General features: G+C 75.1%; 18 protein-coding genes. 16 read left to right on the top strand and 2 right to left on the bottom strand.

All coding sequences use genetic code 11. The features are described 5' to 3' along the window. Positions 1 to 47 precede the first annotated feature (47 nt). The 14 genes from ABT048_RS25665 (at position 48) to ABT048_RS25600 (ending at position 12,785) form a co-directional block, all read left to right on the top strand. Positions 48 to 1,028 carry a helix-turn-helix transcriptional regulator gene (locus ABT048_RS25665; RefSeq protein WP_350523840.1) on the top strand — a complete coding sequence of 327 codons (981 nt, stop codon included), beginning with the start codon at positions 48 to 50 and terminating at the stop codon, positions 1,026 to 1,028. Continuing rightward, positions 1,025 to 1,981 carry a helix-turn-helix transcriptional regulator gene (locus tag ABT048_RS25660; RefSeq protein ID WP_316520336.1) on the top strand — a complete coding sequence of 319 codons (957 nt, stop codon included), beginning with the start codon at positions 1,025 to 1,027 and terminating at the stop codon, positions 1,979 to 1,981. Before ABT048_RS25665 ends, ABT048_RS25660 begins: the two co-directional genes overlap by 4 nt. Before the next feature lie 3 nt (positions 1,982 to 1,984). Beyond that, positions 1,985 to 2,215, top strand: a complete 231-nt coding sequence (locus ABT048_RS25655; RefSeq protein WP_350523839.1) for a hypothetical protein — start codon at positions 1,985 to 1,987, stop codon at positions 2,213 to 2,215. A gap of 30 nt (positions 2,216 to 2,245) precedes the next feature. Then, on the top strand, positions 2,246 to 2,422 hold the full coding sequence (locus ABT048_RS25650; RefSeq protein ID WP_350523838.1) for a hypothetical protein: 177 nt from the start codon (positions 2,246 to 2,248) through the stop codon (positions 2,420 to 2,422). Between the two features lie 192 nt (positions 2,423 to 2,614). Next, on the top strand, positions 2,615 to 2,893 hold the full coding sequence (tatA, locus tag ABT048_RS25645) for a Sec-independent protein translocase subunit TatA (RefSeq protein ID WP_350523837.1): 279 nt from the start codon (positions 2,615 to 2,617) through the stop codon (positions 2,891 to 2,893). 159 nt (positions 2,894 to 3,052) lie between these two features. Further along, the gene (gene tatC / locus ABT048_RS25640) at positions 3,053 to 3,997 is read left to right on the top strand and encodes a twin-arginine translocase subunit TatC (RefSeq protein ID WP_350523836.1); all 945 of its coding nucleotides are present in this window, start codon (positions 3,053 to 3,055) and stop codon (positions 3,995 to 3,997) included. Between the two features lie 133 nt (positions 3,998 to 4,130). Further along, positions 4,131 to 5,291 (top strand): NAD(P)/FAD-dependent oxidoreductase, encoded by a 1,161-nt coding sequence (locus ABT048_RS25635; protein WP_350523835.1) that lies wholly within the window; start codon positions 4,131 to 4,133, stop codon positions 5,289 to 5,291. Positions 5,292 to 5,370: 79 nt separating this feature from the next. Then, positions 5,371 to 5,721 carry a (2Fe-2S)-binding protein gene (locus ABT048_RS25630; RefSeq protein ID WP_350523834.1) on the top strand — a complete coding sequence of 117 codons (351 nt, stop codon included), beginning with the start codon at positions 5,371 to 5,373 and terminating at the stop codon, positions 5,719 to 5,721. Further along, positions 5,702 to 7,120 (top strand): FAD/NAD(P)-dependent oxidoreductase, encoded by a 1,419-nt coding sequence (locus ABT048_RS25625; RefSeq protein ID WP_350523833.1) that lies wholly within the window; start codon positions 5,702 to 5,704, stop codon positions 7,118 to 7,120. The genes ABT048_RS25630 and ABT048_RS25625 overlap by 20 nt, the downstream gene beginning before the upstream one ends. 223 nt (positions 7,121 to 7,343) lie before the next feature. Further along, positions 7,344 to 8,207, top strand: a complete 864-nt coding sequence (locus ABT048_RS25620; RefSeq protein WP_502894079.1) for a dihydrodipicolinate synthase family protein — start codon at positions 7,344 to 7,346, stop codon at positions 8,205 to 8,207. A gap of 83 nt (positions 8,208 to 8,290) precedes the next feature. Next, positions 8,291 to 9,295, top strand: a complete 1,005-nt coding sequence (locus ABT048_RS25615; protein WP_350523831.1) for a proline racemase family protein — start codon at positions 8,291 to 8,293, stop codon at positions 9,293 to 9,295. A gap of 156 nt (positions 9,296 to 9,451) precedes the next feature. After that, positions 9,452 to 10,816, top strand: a complete 1,365-nt coding sequence (locus ABT048_RS25610; protein WP_350523830.1) for an aldehyde dehydrogenase family protein — start codon at positions 9,452 to 9,454, stop codon at positions 10,814 to 10,816. Then, on the top strand, positions 10,816 to 11,844 hold the full coding sequence (locus ABT048_RS25605) for a proline racemase family protein (RefSeq protein WP_350523829.1): 1,029 nt from the start codon (positions 10,816 to 10,818) through the stop codon (positions 11,842 to 11,844). Before ABT048_RS25610 ends, ABT048_RS25605 begins: the two co-directional genes overlap by 1 nt. Further along, positions 11,841 to 12,785: an ornithine cyclodeaminase family protein gene (locus tag ABT048_RS25600; protein ID WP_350523828.1), complete on the top strand. Its 945-nt coding sequence runs from the start codon at positions 11,841 to 11,843 to the stop codon at positions 12,783 to 12,785. Before ABT048_RS25605 ends, ABT048_RS25600 begins: the two co-directional genes overlap by 4 nt. A 4-nt stretch (positions 12,786 to 12,789) precedes the next feature. On the opposite strand, the gene ABT048_RS25595 is transcribed toward ABT048_RS25600, so the two are convergent. After that, positions 12,790 to 13,116 carry a hypothetical protein gene (locus ABT048_RS25595; RefSeq protein ID WP_350523827.1) on the bottom strand — a complete coding sequence of 109 codons (327 nt, stop codon included), beginning with the start codon at positions 13,114 to 13,116 and terminating at the stop codon, positions 12,790 to 12,792. A 101-nt stretch (positions 13,117 to 13,217) separates the two neighbouring features. Beyond that, complete coding sequence (locus ABT048_RS25590; RefSeq protein WP_350523826.1) at positions 13,218 to 13,841, bottom strand: TetR/AcrR family transcriptional regulator; 624 nt, start codon at positions 13,839 to 13,841, stop codon at positions 13,218 to 13,220. Between the two features lie 108 nt (positions 13,842 to 13,949). On the opposite strand from ABT048_RS25590, the gene ABT048_RS25585 reads away from it, so the two are divergent. Both ABT048_RS25585 and ABT048_RS25580 read left to right on the top strand, forming a co-directional pair. Then, positions 13,950 to 14,882, top strand: a complete 933-nt coding sequence (locus tag ABT048_RS25585) for an NAD(P)-dependent oxidoreductase (protein WP_350523825.1) — start codon at positions 13,950 to 13,952, stop codon at positions 14,880 to 14,882. A gap of 168 nt (positions 14,883 to 15,050) precedes the next feature. After that, positions 15,051 to 15,761 carry a GntR family transcriptional regulator gene (locus ABT048_RS25580; RefSeq protein ID WP_350523824.1) on the top strand — a complete coding sequence of 237 codons (711 nt, stop codon included), beginning with the start codon at positions 15,051 to 15,053 and terminating at the stop codon, positions 15,759 to 15,761. The last annotated feature ends 28 nt before the right edge of the window (positions 15,762 to 15,789 follow it).

The following is a 15,789-nucleotide window of genomic DNA, read 5'->3' as shown; positions in this document are numbered from 1 at the left end:
CGGTTGGCGCACCCCGCGCGCGGCGCGGCACACCGGAAGGGTCAGCGATGGCGATCGCCAAGGCAGAGCGGCTGATGAATCTCGCCCTGTGCCTGATGAACACCAGACGTCCGCTCTCCAAGAAGGAGCTGCGGGAATCCATCGAGGCGTACCGCGAGGCCTGGCAGGGCAGCAGCGAGGACGCCTTCAACCGGATGTTCGAGCGGGACAAGGACGACCTGCGCGAGCTCGGCCTGGTGATCGACGTCGACGAGAGCGCCCTGGACGGCGAGCTGGGCTACCTGGCCCGCGCCGACCGCAACCGGCTGCCCGAGATCGCGCTGGACGCCGAGGAGGCCGCCGCGCTGACGCTGGCGGCCCGGGTCTGGCAGCAGGCCAAGATGTCCGGCGCGGCCAGCGGCGCGCTGCAGAAGCTGCGCGCGGCCGGGGTGCCGTTCGCCGAGGCCGAGGGCCGTTCCGCCCTGGAGCCGCGCATCCCCGCCCGGGAGGCCGCGTTCGAGCCGCTGCTCACCGCCGCCCGGGACCGCCGCCCGGTCACCTTCGAGTACCGCAAGGCCGGCGCCGCCGCCGTCGAGCAGCGCAGCGTGGAGCCGTGGGCGCTGGAGTGTTGGCGCGGCCACTGGTACCTGGCCGGCTACGACCGCGACCGCGGGGACGCCCGGGTGTTCCGGCTCAGCCGGATCACCGGCAGGGTGAAGGCGCGGAGCGGGGCGTTCCTGGGCACCGTGCCCGAGCACGTGGACGTCCGGGCCACCGTGGCGAAGTTCGCGGGGGAGGGGGCCACCGCCACCGCGACCGTCCGGGTCCGCCGGGGCGCCGGCTTCCCGCTGCGCACCAAGGCGCTGAACAGCACCCGGGTGGACGAGGCCTGGGACGAGCTGGAGATCCCGTACGGCAACGGGCTGGGCGCCGATCTGGCCGAGTTCGGGCCGGACGTGGTGGTGCTCGGGCCGGAGGAGCTGCGGGCGGATGTGGTCGACCGGCTGCGGGCGGTCGCGGGGCTGGACTCGGAGGACGTACGGGCATGAGCAACGCCATTGACCAGACCAGGCGGATGCTGTCGCTGGTCACCTACCTGCGCGAGCGGCCGGGGGCCGAGGTCGCCGAGGTGGCCCGCGCCTTCGGGATCAGCGAGCGCGAGCTGATCGGGGACCTCAACGTGCTGCCGATGTGCGGCACCAGCTTCCGCGGCGGTGACCTGCTCGACATCGACACCGACGGCGAGCGGATCTGGTGGCACAACGTCGACGACGTGGCCCAGCCGCTGCGGCTGGCCGCGGACGAGGCGACCGCGCTGCTGGTGGCCGCCCGCGCGGTGGCCGGCCTGCCCGGACTGCGGGCCGGGGACCGGGAGGCGCTCACCCGGGCCGTCGCCAAGATCGAGAACGCGGCGGGCGAGAGCGCCGAGGGCAGCGCCCGGGTCGGCGTCACCTTCGAGGCGGAGAGCCACGTCTTCGCGGACATCGACCGCGCGCTCAGCGAGGGCCGCCGGCTCTGGCTGCGCTACTACTCGCACGGCCGCGGCGGGATGACCGAGCGCGAGGTCGACCCGATCCGGCTGCTCACCGAGGGCCACACCTACCTCGAAGCCTGGTGCCGCACCTCCGAGGACCACCGGATGTTCCGGCTGGACCGGGTCGCCGAGATCCGTGTGCTGGACGTCCCGGCCGACCCGCCCCGGCGCGAGCCGCGCGACCTGAGCGGCGGGCTGGTCAACCCGGCGGCGGACGACCCGGAGGTGGTGGTCGAGGTCTCCTCCGGCGGCCGCTGGGTGGCCGAGTACTACACCCACGACCGGGCCGAGGAACTGCCCGACGGCGGGCTGCGGATCACCCTGCGCAGCGCCGACCCCTCCCAGCTGCGCCCGCTGGCGCTGCGGCTGGGCCGGGACGGCCGGATCGTCTCGCCGCCCGAACTGGCCGAGCAGGCGCGCTCGGCCGCGCGGGAAGCGCTGGCCGCCTACGGGGAGGGGCAGGTCTGAGCGGTGGAACCCGGGACCAGATTCAAGGTGTACTGCTCGGAGTGCCGGGAGAAGGTCGAGCTCCCGGCCGAGGAGTTCCGCCTGACCCTCGGTCGCACCCCGGCCCAGGCGCACTACAGCTTCGGATGCCCGCTCTGCGGGGCCACGGTGCGCAAGCCGGCCGGGGAGAAGATCGTCGAGGCGCTCACCGGGGCCGGGGTCCGCACCATGCGGCTCGTCCCGGTCGAGGGATAGTGCCCGTGGTGCCCGTATAGGGTGGGGCGCATGTCCTGGATGCTCGTCGCCGCCGTCCTGCTCGCCACCGCGGGCCTGCTGGTCCTGGGGGTCCTCGCGATCCGGCTCTGGCTGGACGTGCGGGCGCTGGCCAAGGGCGTGGACACGGCCTCGCGGGCACTGGCCACGGCGGCCGAGGAGCTGGCCGCGGCGGTGCCGGGCCGGTAGCACACCGCGGACGTGGACGGTACGGGGGCTGCTGCGCGGACGTAGGGCCGGGTTACGCTCTCAGATGGCTCCCGAATCCGTGTGCCGGGGGCCGCTGTCCTGTTCGGGCGGCCGTCGTCGTGGCGTCACCCGCAGCGGTTACCATCCGCAGCGGGCGGCCCGGCGGGCCGCCATGACTGAAGGTGGTCGCGCATGCGCATCTCGATGACCGCGATCGTGGTGATCGTGGTACTCGCCATCGTGCTGTTCGGAGCCAAGCGGCTGCCGGAGGTCGCGCGGTCGCTGGGGAAGTCGCTGCGGATCCTGAAGAGCGAGGCCAGGGCGATGCGGACGGACGGCGAGTCCGAGCAGTCCGCGCGGCCCGCTCCGGCGCCGCTGGACGGCGCCGCGGGCCGGGCCGTCCCGGGAGCTCCGGGCGCGTCGGGCACGGCCCGTCCGGTGGCGGAGCCGGACGGCGAACGCCCGCACTGAGCGCGGCGCGCACGTGACACACGTGACGTACGCGGTGAGCGCGACACACGCCACGCACGCGAGGCACGCCACGCACGCGAGGCACGCGACGCACGCGAGGCACGCGACCATGGAGGCTCGTCGACCGGCGGGCCTCGACGCACGAGTTGAGGACCGGGGTTGAGCAAGCTCTCCAAGGCGCCGAAGGCGTCAAAGGATCCTGAGGGGCGGATGGCCCTCGCCGACCACCTGCGGGAACTGCGCAACCGCGTGGTCAAGTCGGTCCTGGCGATCGTGCTGATCACCATCGTGGCCCTGATCTACCACAAGCAGCTCGAAAGCCTCCTCCTCAAGCCGCTTCCGCAGTGCACCGAGGCGACCGCTGGCCAGTACCACGGCAAGTGCGCCCAGGTCTCCACCATCGGTCTGACCTCGGGTTTCACCTGGATGCTCAAGGTCGCGCTGACGGCCGGCGTGGTCGGTTCGGTGCCGATCTGGCTGTGGCAGGTGTGGGCGTTCGTGGCGCCCGGCCTGCACCGGCACGAGAAGAAGTACACCGTCATCTTCATGGTGTGCGGGGCGCCGCTGTTCCTGGCCGGTGTGGGTGTCGCGTTCCTGGTGCTGCCCGCCACGGTCGAGGTGTTGATCTCGTTCACGCCGGACAAGACCACGCCGATCCTGCCGCCGGACGACTACTTCGACATCGCCACCCGGATGGTGCTGGTCTTCGGCCTCGCCTTCGAGTTCCCGCTGCTGCTCGTGATGATGAACCTGGTCGGCATGGTCAGCGGCAAGCGGCTGCTCGGCTGGTGGCGCGGCATGGTCATGGGCATCACGGTGTTCGCGGCCTTCGCCACGCCGAGCGCCGACCCGCTGACCATGCTCGCGCTGGCCGCGCCGATCTGGGGCCTGTACTTCATCGCGGTGATCATCGCGCTGGCCTTCGACAAGCGCAAGGCGCGCCGCAACCCGGACGCCCTGCTGGACGACGAGGAGGCCTCGCACGTGGACCTCTCCGTGCAGCCGGTGGCCGGTGCGGAGAGCGTCCACGCCTCCGCGGCCCCGGCGGCGAGCAGCGCCCCGGTGCCGGCTGCGCGGCACGAGCAGATGGACGACATCACCTGAGCCGGTGGGTCCTGAGGGAGCCCCGGCCCGTCGCCAGCGAGCGACGGGCCGGGGCTTTCCGCTGGTCGGGGGCTTTCCCGGGTTTCGGCCGGGCGGTCTTGGCAGGGTGGATGGCATGTGACATATTACTGACGTGCTGAAGACCGAGAGACCTCCCCTGGACGTCGTCGTGGTCGGCGCCGGTGTGGTCGGCGCCGCCTGCGCCTACTACGCCGCCCGCGCCGGGCTCGCCGTCGCCGTCGTGGACCGCGGGCCGGTGGCCGGCGGCACCACCGGCGCGGGCGAGGGCAACCTGCTGGTCTCCGACAAGGAGCCCGGGCCCGAGCTCGACCTCGCGCTGCTCAGCACCCGGCTCTGGCGCGAACTCGCCGAGGACCTCGGCGCCGCCGTCGAGTACGAACCCAAGGGCGGCGTGGTGGTCGCCTCCACCGGCGCCGGCCAGGAGGCGCTGCGGGCCTTCGCCGCCGGTCAGCGCGCCGTCGGGGTGGTCGCCGAGGAGGTGCCCGGCGAACGGCTGCGGGAGCTGGAGCCGCACCTCGCCCCCGGCCTGGCCGGCGGCTTCCACTACCCGCAGGACGCCCAGGTCCAGCCCGCCCTGGCCGCCGCCCACCTGCTGCGCGCCGCCCGCCGGATGGGCACCGAGCTGATCACCGGGGAGACCGTGACCGCCGTCGACCGGGGGCCGGACGGCGCCGTGCGCGGCGTACGGACCGACCGCCGGCGACTGGCCGCGCCCGCCGTGGTCAATGCGGCCGGCACCTGGGGCGGCGAGCTCGCCGCCCTGGCCGGGGTGCACCTGCCGGTGATGCCCCGGCGCGGCTTCGTCCTGGTCACCGAACCGCTGCCGCGGGTCGTCCGGCACAAGGTCTACGCCGCCGACTACGTGGCCAACGTGGCCAGCGGCTCGGCCGGGCTGGAGACCTCCGCCGTGATCGAGGGCACCCCCGGCGGGCCGGTGCTGATCGGCGCCAGCCGGGAACGGGTCGGCTTCGACCGCACGCTCTCCCAGGAGGTGCTGCGCCGGCTGGCCGGTCAGGCCGCGGAGCTCTTCCCGGTGCTCGCGGACGTCACCGTGCTGCGCGCCTACCGGGGCTTCCGCCCGTACCTGCCGGACCACCTGCCGGCCGTCGGGGCCGACCCGCGGGTCCCCGGGCTGTATCACGCCTGCGGGCACGAGGGGGCCGGGATCGGGCTCGCTCCGGCGACCGGGCTGCTGATCAGCGAACAGCTCACCGGGAAGCAGCCGGAGCAGGACCTGGCGCCGTTCCGCCCGGACCGGTTCCCGGCGCCGTGACGCCCGGCCGCCGGGCCGCCGTGAGGCCCGGTGGGGTGGGACCCACCACCGCGCGGGGTCGCGCCCGCGATCGTTCCGCATGAGATTCCGTCCTGGATTGGAGACGCCGCCGATGCGCCGCCGCACCCCCGCCGGGCTGGTCGAGGCCGAGCCCGGGCCCGCCCACCACATCGAGTTCGACGGGCGGCCCGTCCCCGCGCTGCCCGGGCAGTCGATCGCCGCCGCCCTCTGGGCCGACGGCGTGCTCGCCTGGCGCACCACCCGGGTCGGCGGCAAGCCGCGCGGGGCGTTCTGCGGGATCGGCAGCTGCTTCGACTGCCTGGCCACCGTGGACGGCCGGCCCAACCAGCGCACCTGCCTGCTCCCCGCCGAGCCCGGCACCACCGTCACCACCCAGGAGGGCCACGGCCGTGCCGACCTCGCCGTCTGACCCCTCGTCCTTCGACCTCGCGGTGATCGGGGCCGGCCCGGCCGGGCTCGCCGCCGCCGTCACCGCCGCCGACCTCGGGCTGCGCTGCGTCCTGCTGGACGGCGGACAGCACACCGGCGGGCAGTACTACCGTCACCCGGCGCCCGGCCTCGGCGCGGCCCGGCCGGACCGGCTGCACCACCACTGGTCCGCCTACACCGGCCTGGCCGACCGGCTCGACGCCCACGAACGGGCCGGGCGGGCCGCCTTCCGGGCCGGGCACCAGGTCTGGGCGCTGGAGCGCGCCGCGGACGGCTTCGCGGTGCACGCCACCCGCGGGCCCGAAAGCACCGACCGGGCCACCGTCCGGGCCCGGTCGGTCCTGCTCGCCACCGGCGCGTACGAGCGCCAGCTGCCGTTCCCCGGGTGGACCCTGCCCGGGGTGGTCACCGCGGGCGGCGCCCAGGCGATGCTCAAGGCCGGGCTGGTCCTGCCCGGACGCCGGATCGTCGTCGCCGGGAGCGGACCGCTGCTGCTCGCCGCGGCGTCCTCGCTGGTCACCGCGGGCGCCGAGGTGCCCGCCGTGGTCGAGGCCACCGCCTACCTCGGGTACGCGCGGCGCCCGGGCGTGCTGGCGGGCGTCCCCGGCAAGCTGGTCGAGGGCGCCGGGCACGGCGGTGCGCTGCTGCGGCACGGCGTCCGGCTGCGCCCGCGCAGCGCGGTGGTCGAGGCGCACGGCACGGACCGGGTCACCGGTGTCACGGTGGCCCGCCTGGACGCCGACTGGCGGCCGGTGCCCGGCAGCGAGCGGCGGATCGACTGCGACGCCCTCGCGGTGGGCCACGGCCTGCTGCCGCAGATCGACCTGGCCACCGAGCTGGGCGCGCGGACCACGGCCGGACCGGACGGCGCGGTCGCGCTGGCGGTCGACGCCCGGCTGCGCACCAGCGTCCCCGGCCTCTGGTCGGCGGGGGAGACCAACGGCGTCGGCGGCGCCGACCTCGCGCTCGCCGAGGGCGAGCTGGCCGCGCACGCGGTGGCCGGGGCGCTGCCGACGGCCGCGCTGCTGCGCCGGCGCTCCCGGCTGCGGGCCTTCGCCGAGCTGATGGCCGCCGCCCACCGGCCGGGGCCGGGCTGGACCGGCTGGCTGCGCCCGGACACCGACGTCTGCCGGTGCGAGGAGGTGCCGGTCTCGGCGATCCGGGAGGCCGTGGACGAGCTGGGCGCGGGCGATCCGCGCACCGTCAAGCTGCTCACCCGGGCCGGGATGGGCTGGTGCCAGGGGCGGATGTGCGGTCCGGCCGTGGCGTGTCTGGCCGGACCGGCCGGGGATCCGGGCGGTCCGGGGCCCGACCGGCGGCCGCTGGGCTGTCCGGTGCCGCTCTCGCAGCTGGCGGCGGGGCCCACCCCGGAGTCGTGACGGGCGCGCCGTCGAACCGGCGCCCGCCGACGAACTGACGCCCGCCGTGGAGCCGACGCCCGCCGGCGAAGCGGCGCCCGCCGTGGAACCGATGCCCGCCGGCGAACGGACGGGCCGGGGACCTTGTCTCCGGCCTGTCCGTGCTTATAAAATGTCACACCTCACCAAGGAGTTCATCGTGTCCATCACCCCCCACGACACCGCCCGTCCCTGGCGCGGCATCATGGTCGCCACCACGATCCCGCTGCGCCCGGACCACTCCGTCGACTACGACGCCTACGCCGAGCACGTCCGCTGGCTGATCGACTCCGGCTGCGAGGGCGTCGTCCCCAACGGCTCGCTGGGCGAGTACCAGACGCTCACCGCCGAGGAGCGCGCCCGGGTCGTCGAGGTGGCCGTCGAGGCGGCCGGCGACGGCGCCCGGGTCATGCCCGGCGTGGCCGCGTACGGCAGCGCCGAGTCCCGCCGCTGGGCCGACCAGGCCGCCGAGGCCGGCGCCGGCTCCGTGCTGCTGCTGCCGCCGAACGCCTACCGGGCGGACCACGCCTCGGTGCGCGCGCACTACGCCGAGGTCGCCAAGGCGGGCCTGCCGATCGTCGCGTACAACAACCCGATCGACACCAAGGTGGACCTCGTCCCCGCGCTGCTCGTCCAGCTGCACGGCGAGGGCTCGATCGTCGCCGTCAAGGAGTTCAGCGGGGACGTCCGGCGGGCGTACGAGATCGCCGAGCTGGCCCCCGGGCTGGACCTGCTGATCGGTGCCGACGACGTGCTGCTGGAGCTGGCGCTGGCCGGTGCGGTCGGCTGGATCGCCGGCTACCCGAACGCGCTGCCGGAGGCCTCGGTGGCGCTCTACGACGCCGCGGTCAAGCACGACCTGGAGACGGCGCTGCCGCTCTACAAGTCGCTGCACTCGCTGCTGCGCTGGGACTCCAAGACCGAGTTCGTCCAGGCCATCAAGCTCTCCATGGACCTCGCCGGGCGCCCCGGCGGTCCGGTCCGGGCCCCGCGTCAGCCGCTCACCCCGGAGATCGAGGCGGCCGTGCGGGCCGCCACCGAGAAGGCCCTGGCCGAAGGCCTCGCCTAGCCGTGCCGCCTCCCGGCCGGCTGCCCGCGCAGCCGGCCAGGCCCCCCCATCAACCACCAGAACCTGTACGGGAGTTGTGACCCATGCGCAGCCGTCACGTGTTCCACGCCGTCGACTCGCACACCGAGGGCATGCCGACCCGGGTGATCACCGGCGGCTTCGGCGTCATCCCCGGCGCCACCATGGCCGAGCGCCGGGTGCACTTCCAGCAGCACCTGGACCACTTCCGCACCCTGCTGATGTACGAGCCGCGCGGCCACGCGGCGATGAGCGGCGCCATCCTGCAGCCGCCCACCCGGCCGGACGCCGACTTCGGCGTGCTCTACATCGAGGTCTCCGGACTGCTGCCGATGTGCGGGCACGGCACCATCGGGGTCGCCACCGTGCTGGTGGAGACCGGGATGGTGCCGGTGGTCGAGCCGGTCACCACCGTACGGCTGGACACCCCGGCCGGGCTGGTGGTCGCCGAGGTGCACGTCGAGGACGGCGCCGCCAAGGCGGTGACCATCCGCAACGTACCCTCCTACTCCGTCGCCCTGGACAGCAAGATCGAGGTGCCCGGCTACGGCACGGTGACCTACGACCTCGCCTACGGCGGCAACTTCTACGCCATCCTGCCGCTCGCCGAGTTCGGGCTGCCCTTCGAGCGCGAGCGCAAGCAGGAGATCCTGGACGCGGGCCTCGCGATGATGGACGCGATCAACGCGAGCCCCGACCGGCCGGTCCACCCCGAGGACCCCTCCATCCACAGCTGCCACCACGTCCAGCTGCTCGCCCCCGGCTCCACCGCCGAGCACTCCCGGCACGCGATGGCCATCCACCCCGGCTGGTTCGACCGCTCGCCCTGCGGGACGGGCACCTCGGCGCGGATGGCCCAGCTGCACGCGCGCGGGGAACTGCCGCTCGGGCAGGACTTCCGCAACGACTCCTTCATCGGCACGACCTTCATCGGGCGGCTGGTCGAGGGGACCGAGGTGGCCGGGCGGCCCGCCGTGGTGCCCACCGTCACCGGGCGCGCCTGGGTCACCGGCACCGCCCAGTACTTCCTCGACCCCAGTGACCCGTTCCCGGCGGGCTTCCTGCTCTGAACCGCTGGGCCGCCTGTTCCGGCCGGGCCTCCTGCCGCTGCGGCCGGGCGGGCCTGCCGTTCCGGCCGGGCGGGCTCCCGGCTCCGACCGCGGCGGGCTCCCGGCTCCGAACCCGGCGGTCTCCTGCTCCGCACCTCCCCTGAAGGGCTGCAAGTCGTGACCATCACCTCGTACAACCCCGCCGATCCGGACGACCTCGTGGTCGCCGTCGAGGAACCCGGCGCCGAGGCCGTGCGGGCCGCCGTCGGGCGGGCGCGCACCGCGCAGGTCGGCTGGCTCGCGGCCGGCGCGGGCGCCCGGTCGGCGGCGCTCGGCCGGATCGCCGACGCGGTCGAGGCGCACGCGGAGGAGCTGACCGCGCTGATCGTGCGCGAGGTCGGCAAGCCGCTCGCCGAGGCGCGCGGCGAGGTCGCCCGGACCGCGGCGATCTGGCGCTACTACGCGCAGGCGCCGTACGCGGCCTCCGGGGCGGTGCACGAGACCGCCGCCGGGCCCGGACTGCTGCTCACCCGGCGACGCCCCTACGGGGTGGCCGGGCTGATCGCGCCGTGGAACTTCCCGCTGGCGATCCCGACCTGGAAGGCCGCGCCGGCGCTGGCGGTGGGCAACACGGCGGTCCTCAAGCCCGCGCCCGAGGCGACGGCGTGCGCGCTGCGGCTGGCGGAGCTGGCCCTGGGGGCCGGCCTGCCCGAGGACGTGCTCACCGTGCTGCCCGGTGGCGCGCAGGAGGGCGCGGCGCTGGTCGAGGCGGCGGACGTGGTCTCCTTCACCGGCTCGACCGGCGTCGGCCGGGCCGTGGTGCGCGCCGCGACCGAGCGGGGGGTGCCGGTGCAGGCCGAACTCGGCGGGCTGAACGCCGCGTTGGTGCTGCCGGACGCCGACATCGCGCAGGCCGCCGGCCACATCGCGGCCGCCATCGCCGGGTACGCCGGCCAGAAGTGCACCGCCACCAGCCGGGTGATCGCGGTCGGCGCCGCGTACGAGCCGCTGCGCGAGGCGCTGGTCAAGGCGCTGGCGGCGGTGGACGACTCGGTGTGCGGGCCGGTGGTCAACTCCGCCGCCCGGGAGCGGCTGACCCTCGCCGTCGGCTCGGCCGCGGCGGCCGGCGCCGAGGTGCTCACCGGCGGCGGGGTGCCCGAGCGGGCCGGCTGGTACGTCGAGCCGACCCTGCTCGCCGGCGTACCGGCCGAACACCCGCTGGCCCGCGAGGAGTTCTTCGGCCCGGTCGCCGTGCTGCACGCGGCCGCCGACCTGGACGAGGCGATCGCGCTCGCCAACGACACCCCGCACAGCCTCTCCACCTCGGTGCACACCCGCAGCCTGGACGTGGCGCTGGCCGCCGCCGACCGGCTGGACGCGGGCATGATCCGGGTCAACGCGCCGTCCAGCGGCGTCGACTTCCACCTGCCCTTCGGCGGGGCCAAGGGCGCGAGCCACGGCGAGCGCGAACAGGGCCAGGCGGCACTGGACTTCTACACCGTCAGCCGGACCGTCAGCGTGCTGCCGGGCGGAGGCGCCTGATGTACGTCCGCACCGTCGACTACCACACCGCCGGCGAGCCGTTCCGGATCGTGCTGGACGGCGCACCGGCGATCCCCGGCGAGACCGTCGCCGAACGGCGGGCCATCGCGCTCGGCGCGGGCGGCAGCGCCACCGCGCCCCGACCCAGCGCGCTGGACGACGTCCGGCAGCTGCTCACCCGGGAGCCGCGCGGCCACGCCGGGATGTACGGCGGGTTCCTGGTGCCGCCGGACGACGACGGGGCGCACCTCGGCGTGCTGTTCTGGCACAAGGACGGCTACTCGACGGCCTGCGGGCACGGCACCATCGCGCTCGGCGCCTGGGCGGTGGACTCCGGACTGGTCGCGTCCCCCGAGGACGGCGTGGCGCCGGTGCGGATCGACGTGCCCTCCGGCCGGGTCACCGCGCTGGTCCACCGGGCCGGCGGGCGCACCACCGGGGTCACCTTCCGCAACGTGCCCACCCGGGTGAGCGCGCTGAAGCTGCCGGTGCGGACCTCGCGCGGCACGGTCGAGGTCGCCGTCGCGCACTCCGGCGCCTGCTACGCCTCCGTGCCGGCCGCCGCGCTGGGGCTGGCCGTGGAGCCGGCGCAGCTGGCCGAACTCACCGCCGCGGGGCGGGAGATCAGGGCGGCCCTGGCGGACTCGGAGGCGGTGGCGCACCCGATCGACCCCCGGCTGTCCGGGGTGTACGGCGTGATCCTCCACGACGAACTCCCATCGGAGGGAGGGGTGTTGAACCAGCGGAACGTCACCGTCTTCGCGGACGGGCAGATCGACCGCTCGCCCTGCGGCTCCGGAACCTCCGCCCGACTCGCGGTGCTCGCCGCCGAGGGCCGGCTGGCCCCGGGCGAGCCGCTGCGGCACGAGTCGGTCATCGGCACGGTGTTCACCGGCCGGGTGCTCCCGGGCGGCGACCCCCTGGGCGAGGGCGTCGTCACCGAGGTCGGCGGGACGGCCTGCCGCACCGGCGAGCACGGCTTCGTGCTGACGCCGGACGACGAACTGGGGACGGGGTTCCTCCTGTGAAGCCGACTGCCCGGCCCGGTACGGCGGTTGTGCCGCTCCAGTACGCCGTGAAGGGCACCGGCGGCGTCGGGCCCGCCGGGGCAGTGGGGGCGATCGAGCGGGTGCTGCTGGACGGGTTCGACCCGGAAGCGGCACCCGCCCGGTCGGCCGTGCCGGTACCGGCCGGCGAGCTGCTGATGATGCCGGCCGCCGCCGGGCCGTACGCGGGCGTGAAGATCGCCGGGGTGGCGCCGGACAACCCGCGGCACGGGCTGCCCCGGATCACCGGCAGCTACCTGCTGCTGGACGGGCCCACCCTGCAGCCGATCGCCCTGCTGGACGGTGCCGCGCTCACCGCGCTGCGCACGCCCGCCGTCACCGCCGCCGCACTGCGCCGGCTGGCGGTGCCGGAGGCCGCGCACCTGGTGCTGTTCGGCTCCGGACCGCAGGCGTACGGGCACCTCGACGCGCTGCTGGCCGTCCGGCCGCTGACCCGGCTCACGGTGGTCGCTCGCGACGCCGGGCGGGCCGGGGCGCTGGTGGCGTACGGGCAGCGGCTCGGGCTGGCGGCCGCCGTCGGCGGGCCGGAGGCGGTCGCGGAGGCGGACCTGGTGGTCTGCTGCACCACCGCGCGCACACCGCTGTTCGACGGGGCGCTGGTGCCCGCGCACGCGGCGGTGGCGGCGGCCGGCTCGCACGAGCCGGACGCGCGGGAGGTGGACGAGGCGCTGGTCGAGCGGGCCGAACTCTACGTGGAGGCGCGCTCGGTCGCGGCCCGGGAGGCCGGGGACCTGCTGATGGCGGGCGTGGCCGGGCGGCAGCTGTGGAACCTGGCCGAGCTGGTGCGCGGCGACGCGCTGCTGCCGACCGGGCGGCCGCGGTTCTTCAAGAGCGTCGGGATGGCCTGGGAGGACCTGGCGGTCGCGGCCGAGGTGCACCGGGCGGGTGCCGCGTTGCCGTAGCGGCTCAGTCGCCGATGAAGCAGATCCGACTGCCCGGTGTCGCGGCGCATTCGGCGAGCAGGTTGCGCAGGTCGCGGACGGCGGCCCGCTGCGCCTCGGTGGTGCAGCGGGCGAGCAGCGCGGTGGCTTCCTCGAAGGCGGCCGCCGCGTCCTGCTCGTCGAGGTGGGTGTCGCGGTACGGGTCGATCCGGCCGAGCCGGTGGTCGGCCGGGCCGGTGTGCGCGGCCAGGGCTTCGGCGAGCGCGCCGCCGTGGTCGACCGACAGGTGCAGCAGGCCGGTGGTCCGGCCGCGGTTCGGGCGGCCGTCGTACAGGGCGATCTCGATGCCCAAGTCCGTTGCTCCTGGCAGTGGTCGGGGGTCGTGGGGCCGGAGCCGGCCCGGTGGGAAGGGATCCCCCGCCGGGCCGGCTCCTTTTGCGTGCCGCGGTGCGGTCAGCGGTAGGTCGCGAGCAGCCGGGCCAGGTGCCTGCCGCTGACCAGCAGCGGCTCCTCGCTGCGGGCGATCTGGGCGGCGAGCTCGGCGCCCTCCAGGGTGCTGATGACCGTGCCGGCCAGTTCGCCGGCGTCCTGCCCGTCGATGCCCGCCGCGACCAGGTGTTCCACCACGACGGCCCGCCAGTTGGCGAAGGCCTCGGCCACGGCCTGCTCGATCCCCGGCGCGCGGCCGACCGTTTCCAGGGCGGTGCTGCTGATCGGGCAGCCGTCCTGCCAGTCGGAGGCGCGCAGCTCCCGCGCGAGCATCGTGGTGCAGGCGACGATCGCCTCGCCGAGGTCCGCCGAGGAGCCGAGCCCGGCGCGCAGCAGGACGGCGAACTCCTCGTCCCCGTGCCGGATCGCCTCGGCGGCCAACTCCTGCTTCCCGCCGGGGAAGAAGTGGTAGACGGAGCCGAGGGTGGCCCCGGCCTCGCGGGAGATCTGCTTGATCCCGGTGCCCTCGTACCCCTGGCGCTGGAGCAGCCGGGAGGTGGCCCGGACGATCCGCTCGCGGGTGCCGACGGGGGCGGCGGTGGTCTTCGCGGGGGTCTCGGGCGCATCGGGCGCATCGGGCGTCTTCACGGCGTGATCCTAGCCGATGAAATGAATAGAGCGTTCGTTCCAGAGCCGTGTTAGCGTCGGCCCCGGCGTTCTGGATAGAGCGTTCGTTCCAGTGGAGGGGGTAGGTGCATGTCCGTCGAGCGGCAGCAGAAGTCGAAGCGGTCGGAGCCGTCGGAGCCGTCGAAGCGGTCGGAGCCGTCGGGGCGGTCGGTGACGGTGATCGGGCTCGGCCCGATGGGGCGGGCCATGGCCGGGGCGTACCTGGACGCCGGGTACGCCGTCACGGTGTGGAACCGCACGGCTGGGCGGGACGGTGAACTCGTGGCCCGGGGTGCGGAGTCGGCGCCGAGCGCGCAGGCGGCGGTGGCGGCGAACGAACTGGTCGTGCTCAGCCTCACCGACTACGACGCGGTGTTCGCGGTCCTGGACGCCGTGGCACCGGTCCTCAAGGGCAAGGCCGTCGTGAACCTCAGCTCGGACACCCCCGAGCGGGCCCGCGAGGCCGCCCGCCGGCTCGCCGGGCTCGGCGCCGGGCACCTGACCGGCGGTGTGCAGGTGCCGCCCTCGGGCATCGGCAGCCCCGGGTCGTCCACCTTCTACAGCGGGCCGGTCGAGCTGTTCCAGCGGCACCGGGCCGCCCTGGAGGTTCTCACCGGCGCCGACTACCGGGGCGACGACCCCGGACTGGCGCAGCTGTACTACCAGATCCAGATGGACCTGTTCTGGACCTCCCTGGTCGGCTACCTGCACGCCACGGCGATCGCCGAGGCCAACGGGATCACGGCCGAGCAGTTCCTGCCGTACCTGAGCTCGACGGCCGCCTCGCTGCCCGGCTTCCAGGCGTTCTACGCGCCGCGGATCGCCGCCGGCGACCACCGCGGGGACGTCGACCGGGTGACGATGGCGCTCGCGAGCATCGAGCACGTCCGGCACACCGCGGAGGCCTCCGGGGTCGACGGCGCGCTGCCCGCCCTCCTGGCGGAGGCGTTCCGGCGGGGCGCGGAGTCCGGGAACGGCGCGGCGAGCCTGACCACGCTGGTCGGGCAGTTCCGTCGGGCATAGCCCCGACCGCAGTGGCAGATCGTGTGCCGTCGGCCGTTGTCACGGCCGACGGCCGCTGCCACCATGAGCGTCGGCGGGCTTGACGGGCCGTTCGAACCACGGACAGTTGCGCACGCAACGTAACGTGACATTGTACGCTGGTGTTCTGCACCCATCCGGAGGAACACCATGGCCGACCTCAAATCCCGCACCCTGATCTCCGTCCAGGAGCGGCTTCGCGACCAGGTCGCCCACGCACTCCGGGCGGCCCTGATCTCCGGCGAACTGCGCCCCGGCGTCGTCTACTCGGCGCCCGCCCTCGCCGCCGACTTCGGCGTCTCCGCGACCCCGGTCCGCGAGGCCATGCTCGACCTCGCCCGCGAAGGCCTGGTCGAGGCCGTCCGCAACAAGGGCTTCCGGGTCACCGAACTCACCGAGCGCGACCTGGACGACTACACCGAGATCCGCGCCCTGATCGAGGTCCCGACGGTCGGCCGGGTGACGCGCTCCGCGACCAAGGACCAGCTGGAGCAGCTGCGCCCGCAGGCCGAGGCGATCGTCGCGGCGGCGCGCAAGCACGACCTGATCGGCTACCTGGAGGCCGACCGGCAGTTCCACCTCGACCTGCTCGGCCTGGCCGGCAACGCGCGGCTGGTCGACGTCGTCGGCGACCTGCGCAAGCGCTCGCGCCTGTACGGCCTCAACCGCCTCGACGAGCGCGGCGAGCTGGTGTCCTCGGCGGAGGAGCACCTGGAGCTGCTGGACCTGATGATCTCCGGCGACGCCGAGGCGGCCGAGGCCTGCATGACGCGGCACCTCAGCCACGTCCGCTCACTGTGGGCGGGCCAGGACGAGGCGGCCGAGGCGGAGCGCCCCGCGCTGCGGCTGCGGGCCCGCTAGCGATCAAACCACTCGTCCGGGTGAAGGC

Source organism: Kitasatospora sp. NPDC096140 (assembly GCF_040303045.1).
Taxonomy (GTDB): Bacteria; Actinomycetota; Actinomycetes; order Streptomycetales; family Streptomycetaceae; genus Kitasatospora.
This window is presented reverse-complemented; position numbering and strand designations above follow the sequence as displayed.